The organism is Amycolatopsis sp. CA-126428 (assembly GCF_002904335.1).
Taxonomy (GTDB): domain Bacteria; phylum Actinomycetota; class Actinomycetes; order Mycobacteriales; family Pseudonocardiaceae; genus Amycolatopsis.
On record NZ_PPHF01000110.1, the window covers coordinates 12,400 to 38,548 of the forward strand.

The 26,149-nt window shown below is 72.0% G+C and carries 22 protein-coding genes; 6 read left to right on the top strand and 16 right to left on the bottom strand.

The window, feature by feature from the left end:
• Positions 1 to 8: 8 nt before the first annotated feature.
• Positions 9 to 788 (top strand): SDR family NAD(P)-dependent oxidoreductase, encoded by a 780-nt coding sequence (locus C2L58_RS27255; RefSeq protein WP_103340540.1) that lies wholly within the window; start codon positions 9 to 11, stop codon positions 786 to 788.
• Here C2L58_RS27255 and C2L58_RS27260 read toward each other — a convergent pair.
• The 5 genes from C2L58_RS27260 to C2L58_RS27280 all read right to left on the bottom strand — a co-directional run bounded on the left by C2L58_RS27260 (position 785) and on the right by C2L58_RS27280 (position 6,215).
• Positions 785 to 1,582 carry an ABC transporter permease gene (locus C2L58_RS27260; RefSeq protein WP_199191464.1) on the bottom strand — a complete coding sequence of 266 codons (798 nt, stop codon included), beginning with the start codon at positions 1,580 to 1,582 and terminating at the stop codon, positions 785 to 787. The two genes, C2L58_RS27255 and C2L58_RS27260, sit on opposite strands and share 4 nt — an antisense overlap.
• A gap of 8 nt (positions 1,583 to 1,590) precedes the next feature.
• Entirely contained in the window at positions 1,591 to 2,421 is an 831-nt protein-coding gene (locus C2L58_RS27265; RefSeq protein WP_103340542.1) for an ABC transporter permease, read from the bottom strand.
• Positions 2,422 to 2,495: 74 nt separating this feature from the next.
• The gene (locus C2L58_RS27270) at positions 2,496 to 3,698 is read right to left on the bottom strand and encodes an ABC transporter substrate-binding protein (RefSeq protein WP_103340543.1); all 1,203 of its coding nucleotides are present in this window, start codon (positions 3,696 to 3,698) and stop codon (positions 2,496 to 2,498) included.
• A 10-nt stretch (positions 3,699 to 3,708) separates the two neighbouring features.
• Positions 3,709 to 4,797, bottom strand: a complete 1,089-nt coding sequence (locus tag C2L58_RS27275; RefSeq protein WP_103340544.1) for an ABC transporter ATP-binding protein — start codon at positions 4,795 to 4,797, stop codon at positions 3,709 to 3,711.
• On the bottom strand, positions 4,794 to 6,215 hold the full coding sequence (locus C2L58_RS27280; protein WP_103340545.1) for a gamma-aminobutyraldehyde dehydrogenase: 1,422 nt from the start codon (positions 6,213 to 6,215) through the stop codon (positions 4,794 to 4,796). Before C2L58_RS27280 ends, C2L58_RS27275 begins: the two co-directional genes overlap by 4 nt.
• 110 nt (positions 6,216 to 6,325) lie before the next feature.
• Between C2L58_RS27280 and C2L58_RS27285 the strand changes: the two genes are divergently transcribed.
• Both C2L58_RS27285 and C2L58_RS27290 read left to right on the top strand, forming a co-directional pair.
• Positions 6,326 to 7,060: a FadR/GntR family transcriptional regulator gene (locus C2L58_RS27285; RefSeq protein WP_103340546.1), complete on the top strand. Its 735-nt coding sequence runs from the start codon at positions 6,326 to 6,328 to the stop codon at positions 7,058 to 7,060.
• A gap of 33 nt (positions 7,061 to 7,093) precedes the next feature.
• The gene (locus tag C2L58_RS27290) at positions 7,094 to 7,798 is read left to right on the top strand and encodes a cache domain-containing protein (RefSeq protein WP_103340605.1); all 705 of its coding nucleotides are present in this window, start codon (positions 7,094 to 7,096) and stop codon (positions 7,796 to 7,798) included.
• Here C2L58_RS27290 and C2L58_RS27295 read toward each other — a convergent pair.
• Both C2L58_RS27295 and C2L58_RS27300 read right to left on the bottom strand, forming a co-directional pair.
• Positions 7,795 to 8,172 carry a hypothetical protein gene (locus C2L58_RS27295; RefSeq protein WP_103340547.1) on the bottom strand — a complete coding sequence of 126 codons (378 nt, stop codon included), beginning with the start codon at positions 8,170 to 8,172 and terminating at the stop codon, positions 7,795 to 7,797. The genes C2L58_RS27290 and C2L58_RS27295 overlap by 4 nt on opposite strands.
• Before the next feature lie 34 nt (positions 8,173 to 8,206).
• Positions 8,207 to 9,664: a PucR family transcriptional regulator gene (locus C2L58_RS27300; protein WP_103340548.1), complete on the bottom strand. Its 1,458-nt coding sequence runs from the start codon at positions 9,662 to 9,664 to the stop codon at positions 8,207 to 8,209.
• Positions 9,665 to 9,765: 101 nt separating this feature from the next.
• Between C2L58_RS27300 and gabT the strand changes: the two genes are divergently transcribed.
• Positions 9,766 to 11,121, top strand: a complete 1,356-nt coding sequence (gene gabT, locus C2L58_RS27305) for a 4-aminobutyrate--2-oxoglutarate transaminase (RefSeq protein ID WP_103340549.1) — start codon at positions 9,766 to 9,768, stop codon at positions 11,119 to 11,121.
• Entirely contained in the window at positions 11,118 to 12,545 is a 1,428-nt protein-coding gene (locus tag C2L58_RS27310; RefSeq protein ID WP_103340550.1) for an aldehyde dehydrogenase family protein, read from the top strand. Before gabT ends, C2L58_RS27310 begins: the two co-directional genes overlap by 4 nt.
• Before the next feature lie 265 nt (positions 12,546 to 12,810).
• On the opposite strand, the gene C2L58_RS27315 is transcribed toward C2L58_RS27310, so the two are convergent.
• Positions 12,811 to 13,584 carry a helical backbone metal receptor gene (locus tag C2L58_RS27315; RefSeq protein WP_103340551.1) on the bottom strand — a complete coding sequence of 258 codons (774 nt, stop codon included), beginning with the start codon at positions 13,582 to 13,584 and terminating at the stop codon, positions 12,811 to 12,813.
• On the bottom strand, positions 13,581 to 14,987 hold the full coding sequence (locus tag C2L58_RS27320) for an RNB domain-containing ribonuclease (RefSeq protein ID WP_103340552.1): 1,407 nt from the start codon (positions 14,985 to 14,987) through the stop codon (positions 13,581 to 13,583). Before C2L58_RS27320 ends, C2L58_RS27315 begins: the two co-directional genes overlap by 4 nt.
• A gap of 126 nt (positions 14,988 to 15,113) precedes the next feature.
• Between C2L58_RS27320 and C2L58_RS27325 the strand changes: the two genes are divergently transcribed.
• Entirely contained in the window at positions 15,114 to 16,058 is a 945-nt protein-coding gene (locus tag C2L58_RS27325; protein ID WP_103340553.1) for a nucleotide-binding protein, read from the top strand.
• On the opposite strand, the gene C2L58_RS27330 is transcribed toward C2L58_RS27325, so the two are convergent.
• The 7 genes from C2L58_RS27330 to C2L58_RS27360 form a co-directional block, all read right to left on the bottom strand.
• A complete protein-coding gene (locus C2L58_RS27330) occupies positions 16,055 to 16,237 on the bottom strand; it encodes a hypothetical protein (RefSeq protein WP_103340554.1) in 183 nt (60 codons plus the stop codon). The genes C2L58_RS27325 and C2L58_RS27330 overlap by 4 nt on opposite strands.
• A gap of 31 nt (positions 16,238 to 16,268) precedes the next feature.
• Positions 16,269 to 18,854, bottom strand: coding sequence for a hypothetical protein (locus C2L58_RS51525; protein ID WP_369904246.1), 2,586 nt, complete (start codon positions 18,852 to 18,854; stop codon positions 16,269 to 16,271).
• Positions 18,855 to 18,951: 97 nt separating this feature from the next.
• On the bottom strand, positions 18,952 to 19,938 hold the full coding sequence (locus C2L58_RS27340; protein WP_441296322.1) for a C40 family peptidase: 987 nt from the start codon (positions 19,936 to 19,938) through the stop codon (positions 18,952 to 18,954).
• A 17-nt stretch (positions 19,939 to 19,955) separates the two neighbouring features.
• Positions 19,956 to 20,561 carry a hypothetical protein gene (locus C2L58_RS27345; RefSeq protein ID WP_103340557.1) on the bottom strand — a complete coding sequence of 202 codons (606 nt, stop codon included), beginning with the start codon at positions 20,559 to 20,561 and terminating at the stop codon, positions 19,956 to 19,958.
• Between the two features lie 3 nt (positions 20,562 to 20,564).
• Positions 20,565 to 22,649: a hypothetical protein gene (locus C2L58_RS27350; RefSeq protein WP_103340558.1), complete on the bottom strand. Its 2,085-nt coding sequence runs from the start codon at positions 22,647 to 22,649 to the stop codon at positions 20,565 to 20,567.
• The gene (locus tag C2L58_RS27355) at positions 22,646 to 25,600 is read right to left on the bottom strand and encodes an ATP-binding protein (protein ID WP_103340559.1); all 2,955 of its coding nucleotides are present in this window, start codon (positions 25,598 to 25,600) and stop codon (positions 22,646 to 22,648) included. The genes C2L58_RS27350 and C2L58_RS27355 overlap by 4 nt, the downstream gene beginning before the upstream one ends.
• 3 nt (positions 25,601 to 25,603) lie before the next feature.
• Positions 25,604 to 26,140: a hypothetical protein gene (locus C2L58_RS27360; RefSeq protein ID WP_103340560.1), complete on the bottom strand. Its 537-nt coding sequence runs from the start codon at positions 26,138 to 26,140 to the stop codon at positions 25,604 to 25,606.
• Positions 26,141 to 26,149 lie beyond the last annotated feature (9 nt).

Below are 26,149 nucleotides of genomic sequence, written 5' to 3' on the forward strand. Positions count from 1 at the left end.
GGTGCTTCATGGATCTCGAAATCGCAGGTAAACGCGCTCTTGTCACCGGTTCGAGCGCGGGTCTCGGCGAGGCGATCGCGCGGCTGCTGGCCGCGGAAGGCGCTTCGGTCGTGGTCCACGGCCGGGACGCGGCCCGCACGGAGAAGGTGGCGGCGGCGATCGGCGCGGCCGGGGTCGCCCTGGGCGATTTGTCGACCGACGCCGGAGCCGACGCGGTCGCCGAGGCGGCCGGGGACGTCGGCATCCTGGTCAACAACGCCGGCGCGTACGACCACCTCGGGTGGACCGACGCGACGGCGGCGGACTGGACCGCGATGTACGAGGCGAACGTCGTCTCGGCGGTCCGGATGATCCAGCGCTGCGTACCAGCCATGCGCGAGCGCGGGTGGGGCCGGGTGGTCCAGATCGGCGGCGGCCTGGCGATCCAGCCCCTGGCGATGCAGCCGCACTACACGGCGACGCTGGCCGCGCGGCACAACCTGGCGGTCTCCCTCGCCCGCGACCTCGCCGGCACCGGCGTGACGTCGAACGTGGTGTCCCCCGGCGCGATCCTGGTCGGCTCCGTGCGCGACCTGCTCACGGAAATCGCCCCGGCACACGGGTGGGGGACGTCGTGGGAGGACATCGAGCGCGCCGCGGCCCGCGACCTGGTCCCGAACGACGTCGGCCGGCTGGGCCGCCCGGAAGAGATCGCGGCCGCGGTCGGCTACCTGGTCAGCCCGGCGGCGGCGTACGTGAGCGGCGCGACGATCCGCGTCGACGGCGGCACGATCCGGTCGGTCGCCTAGAGGCGGCCACCCGAAGCCGTGTCGCCGGAGAGGCGCTGGGCCAGGTACACCGGGACCGTCGACACCACGATCAAGACCGCCGCCACCACGTTGACGATCGGGGCCTGGTTCGGCCGGAACAGGTTGTCGTAGATCCAGATCGGCAGCGTCTCCATGCCCGTGCCCAGGGTGAACGTCGTCACGATGATCTCGTCGAACGACAGCGCGAAGGCCAGCAGGCCGCCCGCCAGCAACGCCGACCGCAGCATCGGGAACGTCACCAGCCGGAACGTCGTGAGGCCGGTCGCGCCGAGGTCCATCGAGGCCTCCTCCAGGTTGCCGCCCAGCCGGCGCAGCCGCGCGACCACGTTGTTGAACACCACCACGATGCAGAATGTCGCGTGCGCGATGATCGCCGTCAGCAGGCCGAGGTCGATGCCCAGGATGGTCCGGAACGCGTTGTTCAGCGCGATGCCCGTGACGATGCCCGGCAGCGCGATCGGCAGGATGATCAGCAGCGACACCGGGTTGCGCCCGAAGAACCGGTAGCGCTGCAAGGCGAACGCGGCCATCGTGCCGAGCACCAGCGCGATCGCCGTCGCCGCCAGGCCCGCCTCGACGCTCGTCCACAGCGCGTGCAACGCCCCTTCGTTCGACGCGGCCCGGCTCCACCACTCCAGCGTGAACCGCGCCGGCGGCCAGCCGAACGTCGTGTCCGCGTTGAACGAGTTGAGCAGCACCACCACCAGCGGGAAGTAGATCACCGCCAAGCCGAGGCCGAGCGCCGTCCACAACAACACCCGGGAGGTACGCATCAAGGCTCCTAGAGGTTGTCAAGCGCGCCGGTGCGGCGCACCGCGGCCAGGTACCCGAGCATGATCACGACCGGCACGGTCGCCACCGTGGCCGCGAACGGGAGGTTGTTCGCCGCGCCGATGTTGTCGTAGACGACGTTGCCGAGCATCTGGGACGTGCCGCCGACGATCTTCACCGCGATGTAGTCGCCCAGGGACAGCGAAAACGTGAAGATCGAGCCCGCCACGATCGCCGGGAACGTCAGCGGCAGGATCACCGAGCGGAACGTCCGGAACGAGCGCGCGCCGAGGTCGCCGGAAGCGTCCACCAGGGAATCCGGCAGCCGGTCGAGGCCGGCGTAGATCGGCAGGATCATGTACGGCAGCCACAGGTACGAGAGCGTGATGATCGTCGCCGTGACGCCGTACCCGGGCGAAATCGAGCTCAGGGCGCCGTTGCCGGACAGCATCGACCGCCACGCGTACGCCTTCACCAGGTAGCTCGCCCACAGCGGCGTCATCACCGCGATCACCAGGATCCGCTGCGCGCGCGGCGAGGCGAGCTTGGCCATCGCGTACGCCATCGGGAACGCGAGTGCGGCTGTAATGATGGTCACCAGCGCCGCGATCCCGACCGTGCGGAAGGTGATCGTGCGGTACACCGCGTCGGTGAACAGCGTCTCGAAGTTGCCCAGCGACCAGTCGATGACGACCTGGCCGGTGAAACTGTCGGTGTGCCAGAACGCCGTGACGAACAGCGCGGCGAGCGCGCCCAGGTAGGCCAGGCCCAGCCAAAGGAGCGGCGCCGACAACAGGAAACCCAGGCGCAGCTTGGGTCTCCGGTAGAAGAAGGCGGTCATCTTGCCTCGCAGGATGAGGCCGGACGCGGCGGGCGGAGTGGGGGGACACAGCCCGCCGCGTCCGGGGTCTGGGGTCAGCCCTTGATTTCGGTCCAGGCGCGGGTCCACTCGCCGTAGTCCTTGCACTTGACGTCCGTGCGGCCGTCGAGGCACTGCTGGATCGGCGTGGTCCAGTACGCGATCTTCGCCGCGTACCCGGCGTCGTTGGCGTGGTAGGTGTCGCAGAGCGTCTTGTCCGTCATCTCCGCGCACGCCTCCGGGTTGGCCGGTGCCTCGCCGAAGTACTCGGCGACCTGGGCGTTGACCTTCGGGCTGACGATGTAGTCGAGCCACTTGTACGCGCACGTCTTGTGCGGCGACTTCGCCGCGACCATCCAGGTGTCCGACCACCCGGTCGCGCCCTCGCTCGGCACGGCGGCTTCGAGCGGCGCACCCTCGCCCTTGGTCAGGTTGACCGTGACCTGCCAGGCGGTCCCGACGACGGCATCGGCGTTCTTCAGCGCCTGGGACTCCTTGAGGTAGTCCGACCAGTACTCGCTGACCAGCGGCCGCTGCTGCTTGAGGAGGTTGACGGCGGCGGTGAACTGCTTGTCGTCGAGGGCGTACGGGTTCTTGATGCCGAGGTCAGGCTGGTGGGCCTGCAGGTACAGCGCGGCGTCGGCGAGGTAGATCGGCGAGTCGTAGGCGATCACCTTGCCCTTGTACGGCGAGTTCGCGTCGAACATCACCGACCACGACGCCGGTGCCGGCGTCACCTTGTCGGTGCGCCAGGTCAGCAGGTTCGCGCCCCAGCCGTGCGGGATGCCGTAGGAGACGCCGCCGACGCTGTTCCACGGCTTGTTCTTGAGGAACGGCTGGACATCGGCGTAGTTCGGCACGAGCGTGGTGTTCACCGGCTCGGCGTCGCCGGAGGCGACCAGCCGCAGCGACGCGTCCCCGGAGGCGGACACGACGTCGTACTGCCCGGTCTTCATCAGCGTGACGGCCTCGTCGGACGTGCCGAACGGCTTGACGTTCACCTTGCAGCCGGTCTGCTGCTCGAACGGCGTCACCCAGTTCACCTTCGGGTCGTTCGAGCCGTTCTCCGCGTACCCCGGCCAGGCCAGGACGTTCAGCTGGCCTTCCGGCTGCCCGAGCGCCTTCAGCGCTTCCAGCTTCGGCGGCGTGAACCCCTGCGCGCCCGGCGGGGCGGCGGAGTTCGAGCCGGACGTGCCACATGCAGCCAACAGCAGGCTGGCGCCGAGCACCCCGGCGAGCCGCGTCTTCCTGTTCTTCATGGCAACCCTTTCACTGACCAGGGACCTGGAAGCTGTGTTCGTTCCGCCAGCTGAGCCGGACGCGCCCGTCGCCGAACCCGGCGGCGCCATCGGTGTTCTGTCGGACGACCGAGAGTTGCCCGCCGGCGTCGAGCGCGACGGCGTACCGCACGGTCGCCCCGGCGTAGACGACGTCGGTGACCGTGCCGGTGGCGCTGGTGTGCCCGGCCGCGGCGGGTTGGGACAGGTCGCCGTCGATGCGGATCTTCTCCGGCCGGATGCTGAACAGCCCCGGCCGGCCGATGACGCTCTCGGCGCCGCGCCCGCCCAGCAGGTTCGACGTCCCGACGAACCCGGCGACGAACGCGCTCGCGGGCCGTTCGTAGACCTCTTCGGGCGGCCCGACCTGCTCGATCTTGCCGTCGTTGAACACCGCGATGCGGTCGCTCATGGTGAGGGCCTCGTCCTGGTCGTGGGTGACGAAGACGAACGTGATGCCGACGTCGCGCTGGATCTGCTTGAGCTCCAGCTGCATGGCTTGGCGCAGCTTGAGGTCGAGCGCGCCGAGGGGTTCGTCGAGCAGCAGCACCTTGGGCCGGTTCACCAGCGCGCGGGCCAGGGCGACGCGCTGGCGCTGGCCGCCCGAGAGCTGCGCGGGCTTGCGCGAGCCGTAGTCCTCCAGCCGCACGGTCTTCAGTGCCTCGAGCGCGCGCTCCCGGCGTTGCTGCTTGGGGACGCGCTTGACGCGCAGGCCGTACTCCACGTTCTGCTGCACGTTCATGTGGGGGAACAGCGCGTAGTCCTGGAACACCGTGTTGACGTCGCGCTCGAACGGCGCGAGCCGGCTGACGTCGTGGCCGTCGAGCTCGATCGTGCCCTCGGTGGGCAGCTCGAACCCGGCGATCAGGCGCAGCACCGTCGTCTTGCCGGAGCCGGACGGGCCGAGCATCGAGAAGAACTCGCCCGGCGGGATGTCGAGGTCGACGCCGTCGACCACGTGGACGTCGCCGAAGTGCTTGCGCAGCCCGGAAAGCCGGATGGCCGGGCGCGTGCTCTCGGGTGCCACGGGCTCTTCCCGGGACTCGGTGGTGGGTGCTTGGTTCGGCACAGCCAGCCTCACAGTGCGCTCATCACGTGCTTGACGCGCGTGTAGTCCTCGAGGCCGTAGAGCGAGAGGTCCTTGCCGTAGCCGGACTTCTTGAACCCGCCGTGCGGCATCTCGGCGACCAGCGGGATGTGCGTGTTGATCCAGACGCAGCCGAAGTCGAGCTTCGCGGCGGCGCGCATCGCCCGCTGGTGGTCGCGGGTCCAGACCGAGGACGCGAGGCCGTACTGCACGGCGTTCGCGGCCTTCAACGCCTCCGCTTCGTCGGTGAAGCGCTGGACGGTGATGACCGGGCCGAAGATCTCGTTCTGGCTGATCTCGTCGTCCTGGCGGACGCCGGAGACCACGGTGGCTTCGTAGAAGTAGCCTTCGCCGCCGATCCGATGCCCTCCACAGTGGACGGTCGCGTGGGCGGGCAGCCGGTCGACGAACCCGGCCACCTTTTCGAGCTGGGCGGCGTTGTTGAGCGGGCCGTAGGCGACGTCTTCGTCGTCCGGCTTGCCCGTCTTGGTCTGCGTGGCCTGCCGGGTGAGCGCGGCGACGAAGGTGTCGTGCACGTCGTCGGCGACCAGCACGCGGGTGGCGGCGGTGCAGTCCTGGCCCGCGTTGAAGTACCCGGCGACGGCGATGGCTTCCGCGGCCGCTTCGAGGTCGGCGTCGCCGAAGACGATGACCGGCGCCTTGCCGCCGAGTTCCAGGTGCACGCGCTTGACGTCGTTCGCGGCGGACCTCGCGACTTCGATGCCCGCCCGGACCGAGCCGGTGATCGACACCATGGCCGGGATGTCGTGCTCGACCAGCGCGCGGCCGGTGTCGCGGTCGCCGCAAAGCACGTTGAACACGCCGGGCGGGAAGAACTCGCCGGCGATCTCGGCGAGCAGCAGCGAGGACGCCGGCGTCGTGTCGGAGGGCTTGAGCACGACCGTGTTGCCGGCGGCGAGCGCGGGCGCGATCTTCCAGATGGCCATCAGCAGCGGGTAGTTCCACGGCGTGACCTGGGCGCAGACGCCGACGGGCTCCCGCCGCACGAACGACGTGTGGCCCTCCATGTACTCCCCCGCCGCGCGGCCCTCGAGCACCCGCGCGGCCCCGGCGAAGAACCGGACCTGGTCCAGGACCATCGGGATCTCTTCGGACATCGTGAGCGCGATCGGCTTGCCGGTGTTCGCGGACTCGGTTTTGACCAGGTCCTCGGCGCGGGCTTCGAGGGCGTCGGCGAGCTTGAGCAGCGCGAGCTGGCGCTGGGCGGGGGTGGTCGCGCGCCAGGTCTCGAACGCGGTCGCGGCGACCTGCAGCGCGTTGTCGACGTCTTCGGGTCCGGCGATCGGGGCGGTGCAGTAGGGGCGCCCGGTGACGGGGTCGGTGATCTCGGCCGTCCGGCCCGACTTGGACTCGACGTACGCGCCGCCGACGTAGTGCTTCAGCTCCTGCACGCTCACTCCTCGGTGCCGACGGGAGCTAAAACATATGACTTCATATGTAATAGGACAAGGGGATGGGGCAAGATTGGTGCGAACGGGTACTCCGACCGGCGAGGATCACGATGCGCAAGGGCATGTCGCACAGCGCGCGATCCGCCATGTTCGCCCCGCTCGGCCAGGTCGGGCGGGCGGAGGCGGTGGCGGCGCGGCTGGTCGACGCCATTACGCTCGGCCTGCTCGCCGACTCCGAACAGCTGCCCAGCGAAGCCGACCTGGCCGCCCAGTTCGGCGTCTCGACCGTGACCGTCCGGGAAGCGCTCGTGGCCCTGCGCCAGCAAGGGCTGGTCGAGACGCGGCGAGGGCGCAGCGGCGGCAGCTTCGTCCGCGCGCCGGCCAACCCGCCGCCGGACGCGTGGCGCTCGCGGTTGCGCGAGGTGTCGCTGTCGGACCTCCGGGACGTCGGCGACCACTACCTCGCGATCGCCGGGGCCGCCGCCAAGCTCGCCGCCGAGCGCAGCTCCCCCGAAGACGTCGCCCGGCTGCGGCTGGCGACCGACGACCTCCGCACGGCCCACGGCCTCGACTTCACGCGGGCGGAGCGGCAGTTCCACCTGGAGGTCGCGGCGGCCGCGCAGTCACCGCGGCTGACGCACGAGGAGGTCCACCTGCAGAGCGAGCTCGGCGGGCTGCTGTGGCTGCCGCTCGGGCCCGCGGCTCCCTCGTGCGAGGAACACGCGGCCATCACCGCGGCGATTTCCTCCGCGGACGGCGACCTGGCCCGCAAGTTGACGGGGGAGCACCTGCTGGCCGCGCTCGACCGGCTCGCGGACGTGCACCTCGCCCTGCTCACCCCGTAAACTTCCGCTACTCCGCGCATCGAGGTGAGCACCGTGAACGACACCCGCACGCTGGCCGGCGACGAGGTCGTCGAGCAGGTTTCCGCGTTGGTGGAAGGGGTTTTCGAGCGGCTCAAGCCCGTGCAGGCGGCCGCCGAGTCGGTGCTGGCGGACACGCCGGCCGCCGCCGCGCTGCACCGGATCCGCCCGCAGATCACGGAAGCGCTGGGCGGCCTGATCATCGGCGCGGGCTTCGTCAGCGCTCCGCGCGTGCTCGCCGACTCGGAATTCGGCTTCGAGTGGTGGACGGCCGGATCTCCCCCGGCCCAGCTGTTCATCAGCCTCGACCCGGCGAGCGAGAACTTCCTGGACTACACGCGCCAGTCGTGGTTCACGGTCCCCCGCGACACCGGGCGGCGGCACATCAACGGCCCGTACGTGGATTACCTGTGCACCGACGAGTACACGCTGACGTTCACGATCCCGGTCGTCCGCGGCGGTTCGTTCGCGGGCGTGGTGGGGGCGGACGTCTACGTGCGCGAGTTCGAACGCGCGGTGCGCCCCCGGCTGCGGTCCCTGGGCCGCGGGGCGGCGTTGCTGAACGCGCAGGGCCGGGTGATCGTGTCGAACAGCGTCCGGCAGCCGACGGGGTCGCTGGTGCGCGAAGCCGACGTCCCGGCGTGGTGGTCGGCGGGCGCGGCGCCCGGGCCGGGGCTGCGGCGGTGCGGGGATTCGCCGATCGTCCTGGTGACCGGCTAGGGACCACCCATCAAGGTGTAGCCGACGAAGCAGCCCGGACCGGCTTGCACGAGCAGGCCCATCGGGGACCCGTCGGACCGCTCGGCGGCGTAGACGACGTGCGACGGACCGAACCAGGTGCCGACCTCGTCGACCGGGGCCAGGGAGTCGCCGGCCACGGGCGCGCAGTACGGCTCGTCGTGGCACCAGCCGGCTCCGGCGCAGGTGACGTAGCTGCGGTAGTCACGACCGGCGTGGTGGATGCGGTAGGGCAGACCGTGCTCGCCGGGAAGGGCGTACCCGAAGTGGTTGGCCGTCCACGGGAGGAAGGCGACCCCGCCGGCGGCGAGGACGAGCCCGCCGGCGGCCGCGGCGGCTGCGAGTCGGTAGGCCACGAGAGGTGGACGCCCGGCGCGGCTCCGGCGTTGCTCAGGTTTGCAGCGCCACCCAAAGTTCCGCGCGCACGCCCGGTGAGTCCAGATCACGGCCCAGCAGCTCCTGCGCCTTGGTGATCCGGTTCCGCAGCGTGTGCCGGTGCACCCCCAGCCGCGCGGCCGCCACGTCCCAGTGGCCGTGGTGCTCCAGCCAGCAGCGCAGTGACTCGACGAGGTCGCCGCGGCCCGTTTCGTCGTGGCGGCGCAGCGGGGCCAGGAGGTTTTCGCCGTAGATGCGGGCCACCACGGGGTCGATGAGGGACAGCAGGCCGCGGGCCGAGTGCTCGGCGTAGGTGACCAGGGGCTTGCCCTCCGCCTCGGCCGCGCGTGCCGCGAGGTCGGCTTGCTCCGCGCCGGCCGCGAAGTTCTCGAGCGGCACCGGGTCGGCCAGGCCCGCGTACATCGGCGCAACGCTCGCGGCCGCGGCGAGCGCGCGGTCCAGCACATCACCGCCCGACCGGCCGGCCACGAGCACCGCCGAGCCCGACTCGGCGAAGAACAGGGAAGATTCCCCCTCCAGCGCATCGCACACCCGACGCCGCTGGCCGGGGTTGCCCACCAGCGCGACCAGCGCCCACGGCGGCTCCGGCGGATCGCCCCACACGGTGGTCATCACCCCTAAGGCCAGCTCGTGCTGCCCCGCCGCCAGCAGGTCGACCACGCCGGTCCGCAGGAACCGCCATGCATGCGTGAGCTTCAGATCCTGTTCCAGCGCCAGGGAAAGCAGGGCGACCGCGGTGTTCACCACGTGCCGTCCGGCGGTGTCGAGCGGCTCGGCCGTGCCGACCGCGAGCGCCCGGCGCACCCGCGTGTGGAGCGTCTGCAGCACGACTTCGTGCCCGTCGAGTTCGAAGACCCGGGTGCCCGAGCGAAGCTGTTTCAGCTCTTCGCGCACTTCCTCGGCGTACGACTGGGCGCCGGCCGATCCCTCGGTGCCCGCGGTGTCGAGCAACAGCACCCAGCCGTCGACCAGCTTCGCCAGCTTGCGCAGCACCCCCGCCGGGCCGCCCTGGCCGACCGCCGTGCGGGTCAGGTCCTGCTGGGCGCGGCCGATGCGGACCGTCGTCGCGTACTCGTCGGCCGCCACCGCGCGCGAAACCGCGCGGGTGATCGCGATGAACGGCGTCTTCCGCGGCACCTCCAGCACCGGGAGCCCCACCTCGGCCGCCGTCGCCACGAGGGCCCGCGGGACCTCGTCGTGGCTCAGCCCGACGCCGAAGCCGAGGCCGGCGACCCCGGCGTCCACGAGACGGCGCACGTAGGCCGGTGCCGTCTCTTCGTCCAGGGCCAGACCGGTGGTGAGCAGCAGCTCCCCGCCCTCCAGGAAGGCCTGCGGGTCGGTCAGCTCCGTCGGGTGGACCCAGCCGATCGGGCGGTCCAGGACGTCTTCGCCGGTCAGCACCCGCAGCCCGAGCGGGCGCTCGGCGGCCAGCCCGGCCAGGGTGAGTGCCATAACGGCCAATCCTACGCGCCGAATTGGCCGGAACGTCCAGCTGACGGCGCCCGGACCGGCCCGCATCCTGAGGACGTCCACCGACTTCCCAGGAGCACGCCGTGACCGCAAGCACCACCGCCGCGCCGCAGGCCCCGGCGCCCCGCCAGCGCAGGCTGCGGACCGAAATCCCCGGCCCGCTCTCGCGCGAGCTGCAGCAGCGCCGCACCGCCGCCGTCGCCGCCGGGGTCAGCTCGGTGCTGCCCGTCTACGTCACCTCCGCCAGCGGCGGCCTGCTCACCGACGCCGACGGCAACGTGCTGATCGACTTCGGCTCCGGCATCGCGGTGACCAACGTCGGGCACTCGGCGCCGGCGGTGGTCGACCGCGTCCGCAAGCAGGCCTGCTGGTTCACCCACACCTGTTTCATGGTCACGCCGTACGAGGGGTACGTCGAAGTCTGCGAAGCGCTGGCCGAGCTGACGCCGAGCGACCACGCGAAGAAGTCGGTGCTGTTCAACTCGGGCGCCGAAGCCGTCGAGAACGCCGTGAAGATCGCGCGGGTGGCGACCGGGCGCCAGGCCGTCGTCGTGTTCGACCACGCCTACCACGGCCGCACCAACCTGACGATGGGCATGACCGCGAAATCCGTGCCCTACAAGCACGGCTTCGGCCCGTTCGCGCCCGAGGTCTACCGCGTGCCGGGCTCGTACCCGTTCCGCGACGGCCTGTCCGGCCCCGAAGCGGCGGCGCTGGCCATCGACCGGATCGAGAAGCAGATCGGCGGTGACCAGGTGGCCGCGGTGGTCCTGGAGCCGATCCAGGGCGAGGGCGGCTTCATCGAGCCCGCGCGCGGCTTCCTGCCCGCGATCGCGGCCTGGTGCCGCGAAAACGGCGTCGTGTACGTCGCCGACGAGGTCCAGACCGGCTTCTGCCGCACCGGTTCGTGGTTCGCCTCCACCGACGAAGACGTCGTGCCGGACCTGATCGCGACGGCCAAGGGCATCGCGGGCGGCCTGCCGCTGTCCGCCGTCACCGGCCGCGCCGAGCTGCTCGACGCCGTCCCGCCGGGCGGCCTCGGCGGTACGTACGGCGGCAACCCGATCGCCTGCGCCGCGGCGCTCGGCTCGATCGAGACGATGAAGGCCGAGGACCTCGCCGCGTCGGCCAAGCGCATCGAAGGTGTCGTGCTGCCGCGATTGCGGGCGCTGGCCGCCGAAACGGGGGTCATCGGCGACGTCCGCGGGCGCGGCGCGATGCTGGCCGCGGAGTTCGTCAAACCCGGTTCGGCGGAGCCGGACGCCGACCTCACCAAGCGCGTCGCGGCGGCCTGTCACCGCGCCGGGGTCGTCGTGCTGACCTGCGGGACCTACGGCAACGTCGTCCGGCTGCTGCCGCCGCTGTCGCTGGCCGACGACCTGCTCGACGAGGGCCTCTCGGTGCTCGAACACGCGGTCCGGACGGAGGTTCGCGCGTGACGTTCCCGTTCTGGGTCGCCGGAAAGCCGGTGACCGGCGGCGAGATCGCTTCGGTCGAGCATCCTTACGACGGTTCCTCGGCAGGGTCCCACTTCGTTCCTTCGCCGTCGGACGTCGAGGCCGCGGTGCAGGCGGCCCACGACGTCGCCGACGAGTTCGCGACGCTGCCCGCGCACGTCCGCGCCGGGGCGTTGGACCACGTGTCCCGTTCGCTGGGTGAGCGGTCCGAGGAGATCGCTGCGCTCATCACGGCGGAGTCGGGCAAGCCGCTGAAGTGGGCGCGCGGCGAGGTGGGACGCGCGGTGTCGACGTTCCGCTGGGCGGCCGAGGAGGCCCGCCGCTTCTCGGGCGAGCTGCAGCGGCTCGACACGGACCCGGGCGGCACCGGCCGGCTGGCGCTGGTGCGGCGGGTGCCGCGCGGCCCGGTGCTGGGCATCACGCCGTTCAACTTCCCGCTGAACCTGGTGGCGCACAAGGTGGCCCCGGCGATCGCGGTGGGCGCGCCGATCGTGCTCAAGCCCGCGCCGGCGACCCCGCTGACGGCGTTGCTGCTCGGCGAGATCCTGGCCGGCGCGGATCTGCCGGCGGGGTCGTGGTCGATCCTGCCGGTGGACAACGAGACGTCGGCTCGCCTCGTCGAGGACCCGCGGCTGCCGGTGGTGTCGTTCACCGGCTCGGTCCCGGTCGGCTGGGCGATCCGCGACCGCGTCCCGCGCAAGCACGTGGCGCTGGAGCTGGGCGGCAACGGCGCGGTCCTGGTCTGCCCGGACTGGCCGGACCTGGACTTCGCGGCCCAGCGGATCGCGACGTTCGCGATGTACCAGGCCGGGCAGTCGTGCATCTCGGTGCAGCGGGTGTACGCGCACACTTCGGTTTTCGACGCGCTGGCCTCGAAGGTGCTGGCCGAGGTCCGGGCGTTGCGCACCGGCGACCCGCGCGCGGAGGGCGTGGACGTCGGCCCGCTGATCAACGTCGACGCCGCTTCCCGGGTTTCGTCGTGGATCGCGGCGGCGGTGTCCGCGGGTGGCCGCCTCCTGACGGGCGGTGCCCGCTCGGGGGCGACGGTCGAGCCGACGGTGCTGGCGGACGTCCCGGAGGAGGCGGCGGTGCTGGCCGAGGAGGTGTTCGGGCCGGTGGTTTCGCTGGTCCGGGTTTCTTCGGTGGCCGAGGGGATCGAGCGCATCAACGCGTCCCGCTTCGGGTTGCAGGCGGGCGTGTTCACCCGCGATCTGCCGACGGCGTTCGAGGTGTCGGCCGCGCTGCGCGTGGGTGGCGTGATCGTCGGCGACGTGCCGAGCTTCCGCGCGGACCAGATGCCCTACGGCGGGGTGAAGGACTCGGGCGTGGGCCGCGAAGGCCCGGCGGCGGCGATGGCGGACTTCACGGAGGAGCGGGTAACGGTCTTGACCGGTCTGACGCTGTAAGCCGTGTGAGACCGCTGATCCTGCTCGACGTGGACGGCCCGCTGAGCCGGCCTGCTCGGCCGGCACCTCGGTGCGGCGGCCGAGGAACACCTGCCGGGTCTGGAGGAACAGGTCGAAGTCGCCGTCGAACCAGGCCAGGGGGCGGCTTGACGAGCGAGCACTTCGAGCGCCTCGAAGCCTGGCTCCGGAAACTCGATCGCCCCTGACCCGGCCCCGGCGCGGCACGACGACCTCCAGCCGTGCGAGCCCGGGGGTCGCTTCGCCTTCACCGCCCGGCCAGTGCCTCCGTCAACGCGGCGTGCGCGTCGACCAGCGACGGCCCGTACCAGGTGAGGTATCGGCCCGACACCAGCACGTACGGCGCCTCTGGGAAGTGGTCCGGGCCGTCCTCCTCGGTGAACGCGTACGGCTCGTCCGGCAGCACCAGCAAGTCCGCGTCCGCCGCGAACTGCGCCCTCAGTTCCTCCACGTCCGGCCGTGGATAACGCTCCTCCGCAGTCGCGTACACGTTCGCCACGCCCACCCGGCGCAGGACGTCGCCCGCGAACGTGTCGCGGCCCAGGACGATCCACGGCTTGCGCCACACCGGGACCACCGCGTGGAAGCGCACCGGCCGGACTTCGCGCCAGACGCCTTCCGCGGCGACCAGCCAGTCCGGCTCGTCCAAGTCGTACGCCTGCGTCAGGATCCGGCGCAGCGAACCCAGCGCGGCGGGCACCGAAGCCGCGGCGGCCATCACCCACACCGGGATCCCGTTGGCGCGCAGGCGTTCCACGTCCTCCGGGCGGTTCTCCTCCGCGTTGGCCAGCACCAGGTCCGGCGCCAGGTCGAGCACCCGGTCCAGCTTCGGGTACTTCGACCCGCCGACCCGCGGCACGTCCAAAGTGGAGGGATGCGTGCAGTAGTCCGTCGCGCCGGCGAGGCGGCCGGGCGCGCTGACCTCGACCGCTTCGGTCAGCGACGGCACGAGCGACACCACCCGTGCAGCCGGTCCGGACAGCGGCACCGGCTCACCGAGATCGTCGACGAGGTAGGTCATGCGCGTTCGAACGACACCTTCCGCTTGTCGACGTCGACCGCGGTCAGCCGGACGGCGATCCGCTCGCCCGCGGTCAGCCGCTCCCCCGCGCACTTCGCCATCACCGTCGGGTCCTCGACCAGGATCTCCGCCTTGTTCTCGTCCGCGCGCAGCACCACCGCGCTGAACTCGCCGCCGACGTGCTCGGCCAGCACCCACGCCTCGACCTGGTCGATGCACGCGCGCTCGACCTTCGCGGCGAGGGTGTCCGACGCGCTCATCCGCGCCGGGACGTCGTCGAGCGCCGCGCGCACCCAGTCCGGGACCTCGCGGCCGGCCGAGACGGCGAGGCAGATCTCCGTGGCGAACCGGTCGACCAGCCGCCGGATCGGGGCGGTGACGTGCGCGTACGCGCCGCCGATGCCCGCGTGCGTCGTCAGGGCCGGCAGCTCGCCGTCGAACGCCGTGTAGCCCGCGCCGCGCAGCAGGCGGGTCGTGTCGGCGTAGAGCGCCATCGACGCCGGCTGACCCGGGTCCAGCCGGGACAAGAACTCCGAAACGGTCGCCTCGGGCGCCCACGCGATGCCCAGCGCTTCGGCCGAGCGGCGCAGCCAGTCGACGGCCTCGGGCTCCGGGTCGGGCAGCGTCCGCAGGACGCCGATCCGTGCGTCGAGCATGATCCGCGCCGCGGCCATCCCGGTGAGCAGCGAGATCTCGGCGTTCCAGGCGTCGACGGCGGTGCGCGGGCGGCGGGCGAGCACCCAGCCGCCGTCCGGGTCGCCGGTGATCTCCTGCTCCGGCAGCTGCAGCTCCACCGCGCCGCGCCGGACGGCCAGCTCGCGGCGCCGCCGGCCCAGCTCGGGCAGCGCGGCCACCGACGGGTGCGGGTTCCCGGCTTCGAGCGCGGCCTGCACCGTCTCGTAGTCGAACTGCTCGGTGGACCGGACCAGCGCGCGGCGGACCCGGGTGGCGGTCGGCTCGCCGGCGTCGTCGGTCTCGATGGTCCAGAGCACCGCGGGCCGGACCTCGCCGGGCAGCAGGCTCGCCGCGCCTTCGGACAGCACCGGCGGGTGCAGCGGGACGTTGCCGTCGGGCAGGTAGAGCGTCTGCCCCCGCAGGCGCGCCTCGCGGTCGAGCGCACCGCCGGGCGGGACGAACGCGGCGAGGTCGGCGATGGCGTAGTGCACGCGGAAGCCGTGCGCGGTCTTCTCGACGACCATCGCCTGGTCGAGGTCCTTGGCGCCGGGCGGGTCGATGGTGACCAGCGGCAGGTCCGTCGCGTCCTCCCGGGGACCCGCGCTGGCCAGCGGATCCAGCACCGCCGCCTCCGCCTCGGCCAGCACGTCGGGCCCGAACGACTCCGGCAGCGAAAACTCGGCACGCAGGGGGCCGAAGTCCCCGCCCGCCGAGTGTGTCCTGATCACGAGGGGAGGCACCCCCCAACCCTAACCCGCTCCGGGCCCGGAGATCGCCCGATCGGGCGCGGGCCGGTCGGGTGTACGTTTCTCGGTAGTAATGAAAACCGTCATCATTACCGAAAGGGTTTTCCCGTGAAGATCGCGTTCGTCGGCAAGGGCGGCAGCGGCAAGACCACGTTGTCGTCGCTGTTCGTCGCGTACCTCGCCGACGCCGACTTGCCGGTGCTCGCCATCGACGCCGACATCAACCAGCACCTCGCGGTGGCGCTCGGCGCGACCGAGGAGGAAGCGCTCGCCTGGCCGACGCTGGGCGACAACATGGCGCTGATCAAGGACTACCTGCGCGGCGACAACCCGCGGATCCCGGACGCGGCGTCGATGATCAAGACGACCCCGCCGGGCCGCGGGTCGAGGCTGGTCCGGCCGTTCGAGGACAACCCGGTGTTTTCGGCGTGCTTCCGGCAGCTGGGCGGCGTGCGGCTCGGCGTCACCGGCCAGTTCGACGAGGACGACCTCGGCGTCAAGTGCTACCACTCGAAGGTGGGGGCGGCGGAGCTGCTGCTGAACCACCTGGTCGACCTCGACGGCGAATACGTCGTGATGGACATGACGGCGGGCGCGGACGCGTTCGCTTCGGGGCTGTTCACCCGGTTCGACGTGACGTTCCTGGTGTGCGAGCCGACGATCCGCAGTGTGGGCGTGTACCGCCAGTACGCGGACTACGCCCGCGACTTCGGCGTGCGGCTCGTGGTGGTGGGCAACAAGGTGACGGACGCCGACGACGTCGAGTTCCTGCAGGACCAGGTCGGCGGCGCGCTGCTGGGCTGGATGTCGGCGTCGGGGCACGTGCGGGCGGCGGAGCGCGGCACGGCCCGGCCGATCACCGAGCTCGAGCCGCGCAACCTCTCGACGCTGCGTTCGATGCAGGCGACGGTGGACGCGGAGCAGCGCGACTGGGCGCGCTACCAGCGTCAAGCGGTCGAGTTCCACCTGCGAAACGCCCAGGCCTGGGCGGGCGCCGACCTCGTCTCGCAGGTGGACCCGGAGTTCGTCCTCAGCCCGCGGCTGACGGTTTAGTCGTCTTCGGCATCGGCCCGCCGGGTGCGCTCCCGGGCGATTTCGAGGGCGCGCCGGGCGGTGGCCTCGTCCGGGTACGGGCCGAGCAGGTCGATGCTGCGGCTGCGTTCGAGGTGCTCGACCTGGTGGGTGCGGGTGTTGTAGTACCACCCCTGGTCCGGGTTCGGGTCTTTGGACATGGTCCTAGGTTCGCACCCGCGGGCCGGTTTTTCAGCGCTTGTACCGGTAGGGGATCTCGGTCGGCAGCCCGGTGGGGCCGAAGTCCTGGGGTTCTTCGGGCTCTTGGGGCTCTTTGCGTTCGGGGAATTCATCGAACCAGCCACGCGCGGTACCCCGGGGCGGGGTTTCGGGCTCTTGGCGCGAGGGCTGCGGAAGCGGAGTGTCCTTCCCGGGGAAAACGGGCCGGGCACTCGGCGCGGCAGGCGGAACGGGCGGCATGGTGCCGGGGCCGGGGAAGACCGGCCGGGCTGGGGCGGCGTGCCGGGCGGGGAACGGCTGGGGGGTTGATTCCGGGCCCGGGAAGACCGGCTTGGGGCGTGCGGGCGGGGTGGGGCTCTGGGGTGGGGTGGGTGCTGGCGGGGTGCCGGGGGTGGGGGTGATGCCTTGCGCGGGGTGGGGAATCGGCGTGGTGCCCGGTGCCGAGGTGGTGCCTTGCCCGGGGTGGGGAACTGGCGTGGTGCCGGGCGCTGGGGTGGCACCGTGCGGGAGATCCGGGGTGGTGCCGGGTGCCGCGGGAGTAGCGGCCGGGCTGCTGCCAGGCGACATCGAGGAACCTGCTGGGCCGGCGCCTTGCGCCGAGCCGGGCGTCTGAGGGTTGCCGGGTGCCGTCGGAGAACCGGCCTGGCCAGCGGCCGGCGCGGAGCTGGGTACTGGCGCGGGACCGGTCAGGCCCGTGCTTCGCGCAGGGGCAGCACCTGGCACGGAGTGCGGCACCGAGCTGAAACCGGGCGCCGGAAGGTCGGCGGTTCCCCAAGGCGGCTTGGGCAGATGCGAGCCGATCATCGGAGGTTGCGCCTCCGGAGAAGCGGGCCGAGGCGCATCGCCCGGGGCCGTCATCGGCTGGGAAGCCTCATCGGGCGCCACCTGCGATTCGGCTGGCGGCACGCCGCCCGAAGCAACCGTCGGCTGCGAAATGGCACCAGGTGACTGCGATTCGGCGGGCGGCTGCACTCCCGAGGCGGCCGTCTGCTGGGAAATCGCTTCGGGCGGCTCAGGGGCGGGGGGCGGGCTGGCCGAAGCCTCCGCCGGCTGCGCAACCGCATCGGAGGGCGCCTGTGCTTCGGCGGCCGGTTGCGCTCCACCGGGCGCAGCCGGCGAAGTCACAGGCGGCACTTCCAGCGGCGCGGTGGATGAGCTCGGCTGGGAGTCGAGCCCCACCGGATGGACCCGCTCCGGTTCCACCGGAGTGGGCGCGGGCGCCTCGGGAAGGCCCGCCTCGGCCGCCGGGGGCTCGGGCGTGGCTGCAGCCGCCTCAGTTGGGGGATCGTTCGACGGCGCCGCTTGGTCCGCCGCCTCTGGGTCAGCAGCTTCCTGCGGCGCCGGTCCGGCGGATGCCGATACCGCATCCTCGGACGGCTCGCGCGGCACGGCAACTTCCGGCTGGTCGGAGCCCGGCTCCGACTCTGGCTCAGCCTCGGACCGGCTCACATCCCACGGCGCCGAGGCGGATGGGGCGGTCTCCGGCCGATCCGTCTCTTGCGACACCGCCTCGCTTGCTGCCGAGGCCGGGACCTCTTGCCGATCCGCGTGTTCACCCGATGCCGAGACCGCAGCCTCCGGCTCGGCACCGCGCGGCCGCGGCTCGGAACGAGGCATCTCTCCCGCCGCAGGCTCGCCCACCGAAGCCGCAGGCTGCTCAGGTGCCACCGTCTCGGGCGACGACGACACCCCACGCTCGGACGCCAAGCTCTCAGGCCGGGTGGTCGGCTCGGCGGGCAGGGGCGCAGCAGGCGCTTCCGAACGCGCGGACGGCTCCCCAGCCGATGACCACTGCTCCCCCGCCACGCCGCGCTCCGCTTGCACAGGCGCCGCGTGTCGTGGGGACGACTGCGGTGCCTTCACCGGGCCCGGCAGCTCCGACTCGGCCGCCACCGACCACTGAGGCTCCGCCGAAGCCGAAGCCGGCGGCACCGGATCATGGCGGCGGCCCGCCTGAGGTGCCTCCTCCGGAACAGAACGTGCCCACCCGTGCTGCTCAGGCGACGGCGCCGCCGGCGCCGGATAGGGCACCGTCCGCCACACCGGCGCCGGGCCGATGTTCATCGGTGCCGGGGCCGCCGCCGGGACGTGGCCGGACGGGGATGCCGCCGGGGGTGCCTGGCGGGGGGCCGGCTTCGGGATCGGGTCCAGGCTCGATACCAGCACCGACGTGTTCTCGGGATCCTCGACCTTCCGGCCGCTGCGCTCGCGGTAGACCATCTCGCCGTCCGCGTCCATCTCCACCAGGTAGCCCGCCTCCGCGAGCTGCTCCTCGTCGAGGTCCGCGAGCTTCTCGTAGCGCGAGGGCACCACCCGGTAAATGGGCCACGCCAGCCCCGCGTGCTCCGCGTGGAACTGGGCCAGCAGCGCCGCCATCTGGTGCTGCCACGGCAGCGACATGCCTTCGGCCAGCGAACGAGGCAGCACCACGTACCCCGCGTCCACCCCCGGGTAGCCCTGGCCGAGCTGGTCGGCGAGCGGGGTGCTGGACGCGGGCCGGGCGCTCTGCCGGGGCGGCTGAGGCGCGCCGAACAGCGCCGCCGGGTCCCGGGGCTCGCCCGCTCCGGGCTTGCCCCGCCTGCCGAATTTGCGTCCCACGTGCTCATCCTCTGCCAGTACGCGGCCACCTGCTCGTGGAAGGCGCCGCGACGTCGGGTGAATCGGTGCGATCCTGTCCAGGCCCTCGCGACCCATGCTAAACGCCGGGGCGGACCGCCTGTGGCACGAGTTCGCGCTCACCGAACGAGAAGGCCCGGGTGTGCACCGGGACGCCGGTCTGCTGCGCCTCGACGACCTTCTCGTCCCCCAGGTACATCATCACGTGGTGGATGGAGGACGGGTCGGCCGGGTCGGTGGCGAGGAACAGCAGGTCACCGGGTTGCGCGTCGCGCACCGGCAGGTACGCGCCGGCGTGGTACTGGTCGCGTGAGACGCGCGGCAGGATGATCCCCGCCGACTCGTAGGCCCGCAGCATCAGCCCCGAACAGTCGTAGGAATTCGGTCCCGTGGCGCCCCACACATACGGCTTCCCCTGCTCGCCCAGCGCGAAACTGATCGCCTTCGCGGCGGCCTGGCTGGGCGGCAGCAGCGCCCCCATGCCGGTGCCGCAGGCGACGACGTCGGCGACCTGGCCGACGTTCTGCACCAGCGTCGCCGCCATCGGCTCCCACTTGTGGTAGGCCTCCGGGAAGCCCGAGCGCTCCACCGCCTGCGCCGCTTCGCCGGGCCGCCGGTTTTCCCAGTCCGGCACCGCGAGCAGCACGTCGTAGAACTTGTTGACCGCGTACGTCGGGTTGGTGATCTCGGCGACCGAGCCCCAGCCCATCGACGGCCGCATCTGGAAGATGCCCTGGGAGTCGCGGTCGCCGTAGGTCAGGCTGCGCAGCCCGGACTCGGCCATCCCGGCCTGGATCGCGACCTGCCACGCGCGCGGCGCCAGCGACCGCTGCTTGCCGATCGAGATGATGACCGCGACGGTGCCGCGCTGCTCGTCGTCCAGCTTCGACGCGTCGACCGTGCCGCGGTCGCCCTGGCCGGGCTGCGTCGGCCCGACCGAAGCGTCGCAGCTCGTCAGGGACACGCCCCGGGCCTGCGCCTGCTGGTTGTCGATGACGACCTTGGCGGCGACCGCGGTCACGACCAGGGCGCCGATCGCGACGAACACGACCAGCCCCAGCCACAACCCCAGGCGCCGCACGGTCAGTGCGCCTGGTCGTAGTCGGCGACCCGCCAGCCGGCGTTCGTGCTCACCACCGTGATGGCCAGCTTCGGCCCGTCGGTCGGGATGGTGACCTGGACCGACTTGGCGTACGACGTACCGGCAACCGGTTCACCGGTGACCTTCTTCGCCGGGATGTTCTCCGGGGCGACCGTCGCCAGCACCGGCAGGTACTCCTCGGTGGTGAACGGCTTCAGCTGCGCCAGCCACTGCTCCGAGGTCATCCCGTCCGGGTGGTTGACCCAGGCCGTGGCCCACTGCTTGGCGACGCGGAGCGCGTCGGCGTTCGGCGTCGTCGGTGTCGGGGTGGCCAGCGGCGTGGACAGCCGGGTCGGCAGGTTGGACGTCGCGACCGGCGCCGCGACGCCGGGGGCGGTCGTCGTCATCGACGTGGTGGTCGTCCCCGGCCCCGGCGGCGACGCCTTGGCCTGCGGTTTTCCGACGACCTTCGGCAGCACGATGCCGAGCGCGGTGACCAGGATCGCCAGGAAGATCAGCGTCCCCATCAGGTGGCGGGGCGAGCGCAGCGGCCAGCCCCACAGGCGCCGGTAGACCGCGGCGCGGCCGCGGTTGGTGCGGATCGGCATCGGTCACCGCCCCATGACGTGGTCGGTGTCCCGCGGTTCCTCGCGGACCTCGATGCCCCGCGACGGCCGGTACAGCACGAAGACCGGCTTGCCCGCGACGACTTCGGGGTCGACGCGACGCGGCTGGGCGCGCACACCCGGCACCCGCGGCGCGTCCTGCGCCGGGAAGTCGCTGAAGCCGGATTCGGGCGCGCGCAGGTCGGACGGCACGACGACGGGCTCGGGCTCGTCGCTCCAGCGCCGGTCGGCGACCGGCGAGGTGTCGACGCGCCGGCTCTCCTCCCGCGTCGTCGGACGGCCACCCGCGCCGACGACGACGTACTCGCCGCCGTCGCCGTTGGCCGGGTTGTACTGCCCGAACACCGGGGCGCCGGGGCGGCCGCCCGCGGGCAGCGCGCCCGCGGAGCCGCCGGCTCGGACGGCCCCAGGCCACGCACCCGACCAGGCGGCGGCCGGCCGGGACGCGCCCGAGGAGTTGTCGAGGCGCTGGGCGTTGGCGAAAATCGTGGCTTCCGGCCGGAACCGGCCCCCACCGGCGGTGGCGCCGAGCGGACCGCGCTGCTCGCCGTCGACGACGTCGTCGGTGTCGCGCACGTTCTGCCAGAACTCGTCCTGCGGCGTCGGCCCGGTGCGGTTGCGCCGGAACCGCGAGAAGATCCCGCCGCCCGGCGACGGCACGGCGGCGCCGACCATGCTGACCGACATCTCGACCATCTGCCACAGCCGCCGCACCGGCCGCCCGACCATGAACAGCAGCACGGTGATGAGCCCGGCGAGCACCATCTGCGTGAGCATGTTCAGCGAGTTGCCGGCGTCGAAGATGGCCTGCAGGAGGAGGGCGTGCACGCCGGCGAGCACGGAGAGGACGACGAGGTTGAAGGCGACCCCGCCGGCGACCTTGAGCGCGCGGCGCAGGATCTCCGGGTGCAGGAGGGCGACGAGGCCGATCAGCGGGGCGGTGAGGGCGAAGAGGCGGATGAGGACCTGGGCCAGGAGGACGCTGGCCTTGGCCAGGAGCTGGAAGAGCGAGTAGACGAGGGCTTGGCCGAGGGAGAGGAAGCCGGCACCGGTGCGGCCGCCGGCCTCGCCGGTGAAGTAGCCGGTGGCGGGGCCGAGCTTGGTGGAGATGTCCTTGTAGGCGTTCTTCTTGCCGTCGATGACGCCTTGGTTGCCGTCGTCGCCGTTGCGCAACTGCGCCCACGTGAAGGCCTGCGCGTCCAGCAACGGACGGCCGAACTGGTCGGCCTGCGGCGCGGTCGGCGAACCGAACTCCCCGCGGATCCAGTTCTTGTAGACGATCTCGTTGTGCAGGCTCGTCGGGAGCACGTGCCGGACGACGCGGTTGTCGGCGTCGTCGACGAACCCGGCTTGGATGTTCGTCGTCGTTTGGACGATCGCTTTGTCGATGGGGTCGAAGTACCGCAGCATCGCCAGCGACGACGCGGCGAGCCAGACGCCCGCCATCGCGTACAGCGCCCGTTTGCTGACCGCGGCGAGGTCGCCGCGCCAGATGTTGCGGAACAACATGATCGACATGACCAGCGCGACCAGCCCGAACAGCTGGGCGTAGATGTTGTTGTAGACCTTCTCCGCGCCCGACTTCACCGCGCTGTAGAGCGGATTGAGCAAGCCGCCCTCGAGCACGGTGTAGTGCAGCGAGTTCGTCGCGCCGACGATGTTCTTGCCCAGGTTGAACAGCTGGTTGCCGCCCCAGGTGTCGAGCGTCGAGCCCGGGGGCGTCAGGCTGATGCCGGAGCAGTTCGTCTCGAAGGTGTTCCAGACGAACCCGGCGTAGCTGTAGTCCACGTACGGGCTGCCCGCCTCGCCGTGGCCTTCGGCGGGGTCGATCGCGCCGACCATGCCCGCGCCGGGCCGTTCGGGGTTGGGGGCCTCGCCACAGGCCGCCGCGCTCGCCGCCGGGGCGGTCGCGATGGCCTGCAGGCCGAAAACGAGCATGACGGCGAACATCGTCGCCTTGCGCCCCGGCGTGCGCCGCCCCGGCCGCGGACCTTCCTTGATCCGCCGCTTCAGCGAGTGCCACCCCGCGGCCAACGTCAGCAGGACCGCCAGCGTCAGCACGGTGTTCATGCGGCGTCCCGGCCGGTGCCGCCCTTTCCGCCTGACCGGGCGTGTTGCTGCTGCCCGTTCGACGGCTGGACGCCGCCCTCCACTTCGCCTGTCTCGGAGGCCAATGGGTCCGGTGCGCCCAGGAGGTTCTCGTCGGCCAGGCCGACCTCCAGTTCCGCCGCCAGCTCGAAGTCCTGCTCCAGCTCGATGTCGTCCTCCGGCGGGACCGCGACGTACGGCTTCTTCTCCTCCGGGGGCAGCGCCAGCTCGTTGCCCGGACGCCGTGACGGTGCCGCGTCCTTCGAACCGGGGGTCGTGTCCATGACCGCCCGCAGGTGGTCCAGGTGCGGGCCGGAGAAGTCGACGCGGATGCGCTCCACGCCCCCTGCTCCGTCGCCGAAGATGAACTGGCGGGGCTCGATGTCTCGCTCCAAGCCGCGCTGCTGGGCGCCCGGACGCCGGCCCAGTGCCGCCACGACCTGCTCGTAGCCGACTCCGACGGGCACCTTCAGCAGCCGCAACGCGTCCGCCTGGGCGTCGTCGTCGTCCAAGCGGCCCACGAACACCGAGTCCAGGAGGGCCACGAAACCCTGGATCTTCAGGAAGTCCGCCGGGATCTGGGACGACAGCAGCACGCGGACGTTCCACTTGCGCGAGTCACGCGCGAAGCGGTTCATCAGCACGCGGCCGGTCGGGACCTCGGACAGGAAGAACGCCTCGTCGATCCAGACGCCCTTGCGCATCTCCTTCGGCTTCTCGTACACCGACCGCTGGGTCAGCCACGCCGCCAGGTTCAGCATCTCGACGCCGAGGGATTCCGCGTCCGTCCAGTATTCGCGGGGGACGCCGTCCTTCGGCAGGGTCAGCCCGGCCATCGTCAGGACCGTCAGGCGGTCGTCACGCGTCTCCGAGTACGGGTCCGCGTCCGTCTCCGGGATGAGCAGCGCCATCCGCTCGCGCATCTCGTCGAGGAAGTCCGCGACGACGCCCGCGTGCTCGTGGTGTTCCGAAGAATCCCGGCGCAGGGCATCGATTACCTGGCCCGGATCGGCGTCGAAGCGGCCGCCGACGGCGCGGACCGCGCGCAGCAGCACGATCCGCGTCTGCGCCATCCGCGAGACCTCGTACGGCAGCACACCGCTCAGCACGTCGAGCACCAGACGGCGTCGCGTCGCGCCGGCAAGGGCTTTCTCGCGGCGCCAGGAGCGCTCGGGGTCGTCCTCGTCCATGAAGTGCTCGATCAGCGGCTCGGCGACCACCCGGTACGGGTTGAGGATGCCGGGCTGGGCGTTGAGCAGGTTGATCGGGCGCGCGTACGGCCGCAGCTCCGGCAGGTCGCACAGCCGCGACAACGGGCCGGAGGGGTCGAGGATCGTCCAGTTGGCCCCGGCGCGCAGCGTCTTGTAGACAATGCCGCCGCCGAGGAACGACTTACCACCACCCAGGCCCGCCACCATGGCCGTGAGGCCGGAGCCGTCGCGGATCTCCTGGGCCATCCACGGGTCCCAGGCCACCGGGCGCCGGGTCGCCGTGCACGTCTCGCCGAGCAGGATGCCGCGGCGGTCGCCGACCTCCGCGGTCGCCGTCGGGACCGCCGAGGACGCCCAGACCACCGAACCGCGGCGCATGTACGCCGCCGAGGCCAGCGGCTCGCCCGGGATGAACTCCCGGGCCATCGCGTACTGGGCCTCGGGGTGCTCGATGGCGATCTTCGGCTTGTACAGGTCGAGCAGCTGCTGGGCCAGGCGCAGGGCGTCGCGCTCGGTCGGGCCGGACACCGCCAGCCGCCACCAGGAGCGGACGCGGGTGGCCAGCGCGGTGAAGCCCGACGTCATCTCGTCGTCGATCTCCAGCACCCGGCCGGCCTGCCGCGAGAGCGACTGCGGCGGTTCGAGCTCGTGCTCGTCGGTGTAGTGCTTGACCTGTGAGCGCACCTTGTTCATCTGGCGCTGCAGCTCGCTGGCGACCTCTTCGGGACGCCGGACGTAGATCCGGGCGGACACCTCGACCGCCGCCGGCAGCCGGTCGGCGTGCTGGATCCACGGGTCGTCGACCTCGGGGATCTGCAGGCCGTGCATCTGCCCGACGGTGAGCACGGCCAGGTGCCGCGAGACGCCGGCATTGGAGCCGGTGCGGCCGCGGACGGTCACCGTCGGCGCGTACGGGTCGGCGTAGTAGTCGGCGGCGTCGGTGAAGCTGGCCAGGTCCTCGGGCTCCCAGGCCGCGCCCGGCACGGCCGGCATGTTCCGCGGCGCGGGCAGGCCGAGGGAGCAGGAGCGGTGCATCAGCCAGGACATCTCCTCGGCGTGCACCGGACGGCCTTCCAGCCCGGCGCTGCCGATGACCTGGTCGAGGTGCTCGACCTCGGAGTCCAGCGCGGTCAGCTCGGCGTCGACGGCCTCGGGCAGGATCTTGCGCAGCACCGGCGCGGCCCGCTCGACCGCGCGGTCGACCATCCGCCGGGTCTGCACCTGGACACCGATGTAGACCTCTTTTTCGGCCATCGAGCGGCCCATCAGCTGCTGCTGCTCGCCGATCAGGTAGTCGTCGAAGGACAGCGCGCCCGGGACGTCGTGGGGGCGGCCGTGCGCGTTGTAGACGTGCGCCTCGGCCCACATCCGGATCGGGTACGGGCGGTTCGTCACGCGCAGGTGCAGCCAGCGGCCCTGCAGCTCGGCGTACTGGCCGGCGATGGCCGCGATCAGGTCGCGCCGCTGCGAGTCCGAGCGGAACGACCAGCGCTGCGGCGCCAGCCGGTACCAGGCGTAGACCTCGACGCCGGTGCGGACCAGGTGCCCGTCGATGCTGCGCACCGCGATCGACGGGGTGTACGCGGGAATCGCCTGCTCACCGGGCAGGCGCGCCTTGTTCCCCGAGCCGTTCCGCGACGCGCGGACCTGCTCGGGCGGTTGCCATCCGCCCGAGTGGGTGTCCCGACCCCGTTTTCCTCGGCTACCGCCGCGACCGAACAACGACTACCTCCCGGCCCGAGCCGAGTTGCCCCGGCTCCGGCGCGCTCGTGGTGCTCCCTGGTAAACCGGCGCAGTCGCGCGAAGCGCCCCCGTTGAGGGTGGTGGCGGGGGCATGGATGGAGTGGCACCCGGCGGGCCGCCGTGGTGCTGGTACTGCCGCCTGCGGCGGTGCTTCGGCAGCGGGCGCTCGGCCCGCACCCGGACGCGGCTGGCGCTGACCGCGCCGCCGGTGCCCGTGGTCCGTACCCGGGGGGTGTTCAGCTCGCGGCCCGCCATCGCCACCACGGTGCCGAGCGGGCGCTCGTGGCTGATCTTGGCCGTGAGCAGCCGGGTGATCGCGATGGTGGCGATGAAGCCCCACGCCGTCGAAAAGAACCCGAAGCTCCACCCGGCCCAGCGTTCGACGCCGAGGACCACGAAGAACGTCGGGATGCCGATGAGCCACGCGACGTACCGGGCTCTCCAGGGAAAAGTCGCTTTCGGCGGGCCGAGCCACACGGCGTCGACCCGGTACACCTCGTCGTCGGTCCTGATGCGCACGCGGACCCC

Coding starts and splice junctions, on each gene's coding strand:
- C2L58_RS27255 (WP_103340540.1), top strand. CDS start 9: ATGGATCTCGAAATCGCAGGTAAACGCGCTCTTGTCACCGGTTCGAGC.
- C2L58_RS27260 (WP_199191464.1), bottom strand. CDS start 1,582: ATGCGTACCTCCCGGGTGTTGTTGTGGACGGCGCTCGGCCTCGGCTTG.
- C2L58_RS27265 (WP_103340542.1), bottom strand. CDS start 2,421: ATGACCGCCTTCTTCTACCGGAGACCCAAGCTGCGCCTGGGTTTCCTG.
- C2L58_RS27270 (WP_103340543.1), bottom strand. CDS start 3,698: ATGAAGAACAGGAAGACGCGGCTCGCCGGGGTGCTCGGCGCCAGCCTG.
- C2L58_RS27285 (WP_103340546.1), top strand. CDS start 6,326: ATGCGCAAGGGCATGTCGCACAGCGCGCGATCCGCCATGTTCGCCCCG.
- C2L58_RS27300 (WP_103340548.1), bottom strand. CDS start 9,664: ATGGCACTCACCCTGGCCGGGCTGGCCGCCGAGCGCCCGCTCGGGCTG.
- C2L58_RS27315 (WP_103340551.1), bottom strand. CDS start 13,584: ATGACCTACCTCGTCGACGATCTCGGTGAGCCGGTGCCGCTGTCCGGA.
- C2L58_RS27330 (WP_103340554.1), bottom strand. CDS start 16,237: ATGTCCAAAGACCCGAACCCGGACCAGGGGTGGTACTACAACACCCGC.
- C2L58_RS27345 (WP_103340557.1), bottom strand. CDS start 20,561: ATGCCGATCCGCACCAACCGCGGCCGCGCCGCGGTCTACCGGCGCCTG.
- C2L58_RS27350 (WP_103340558.1), bottom strand. CDS start 22,649: ATGAACACCGTGCTGACGCTGGCGGTCCTGCTGACGTTGGCCGCGGGG.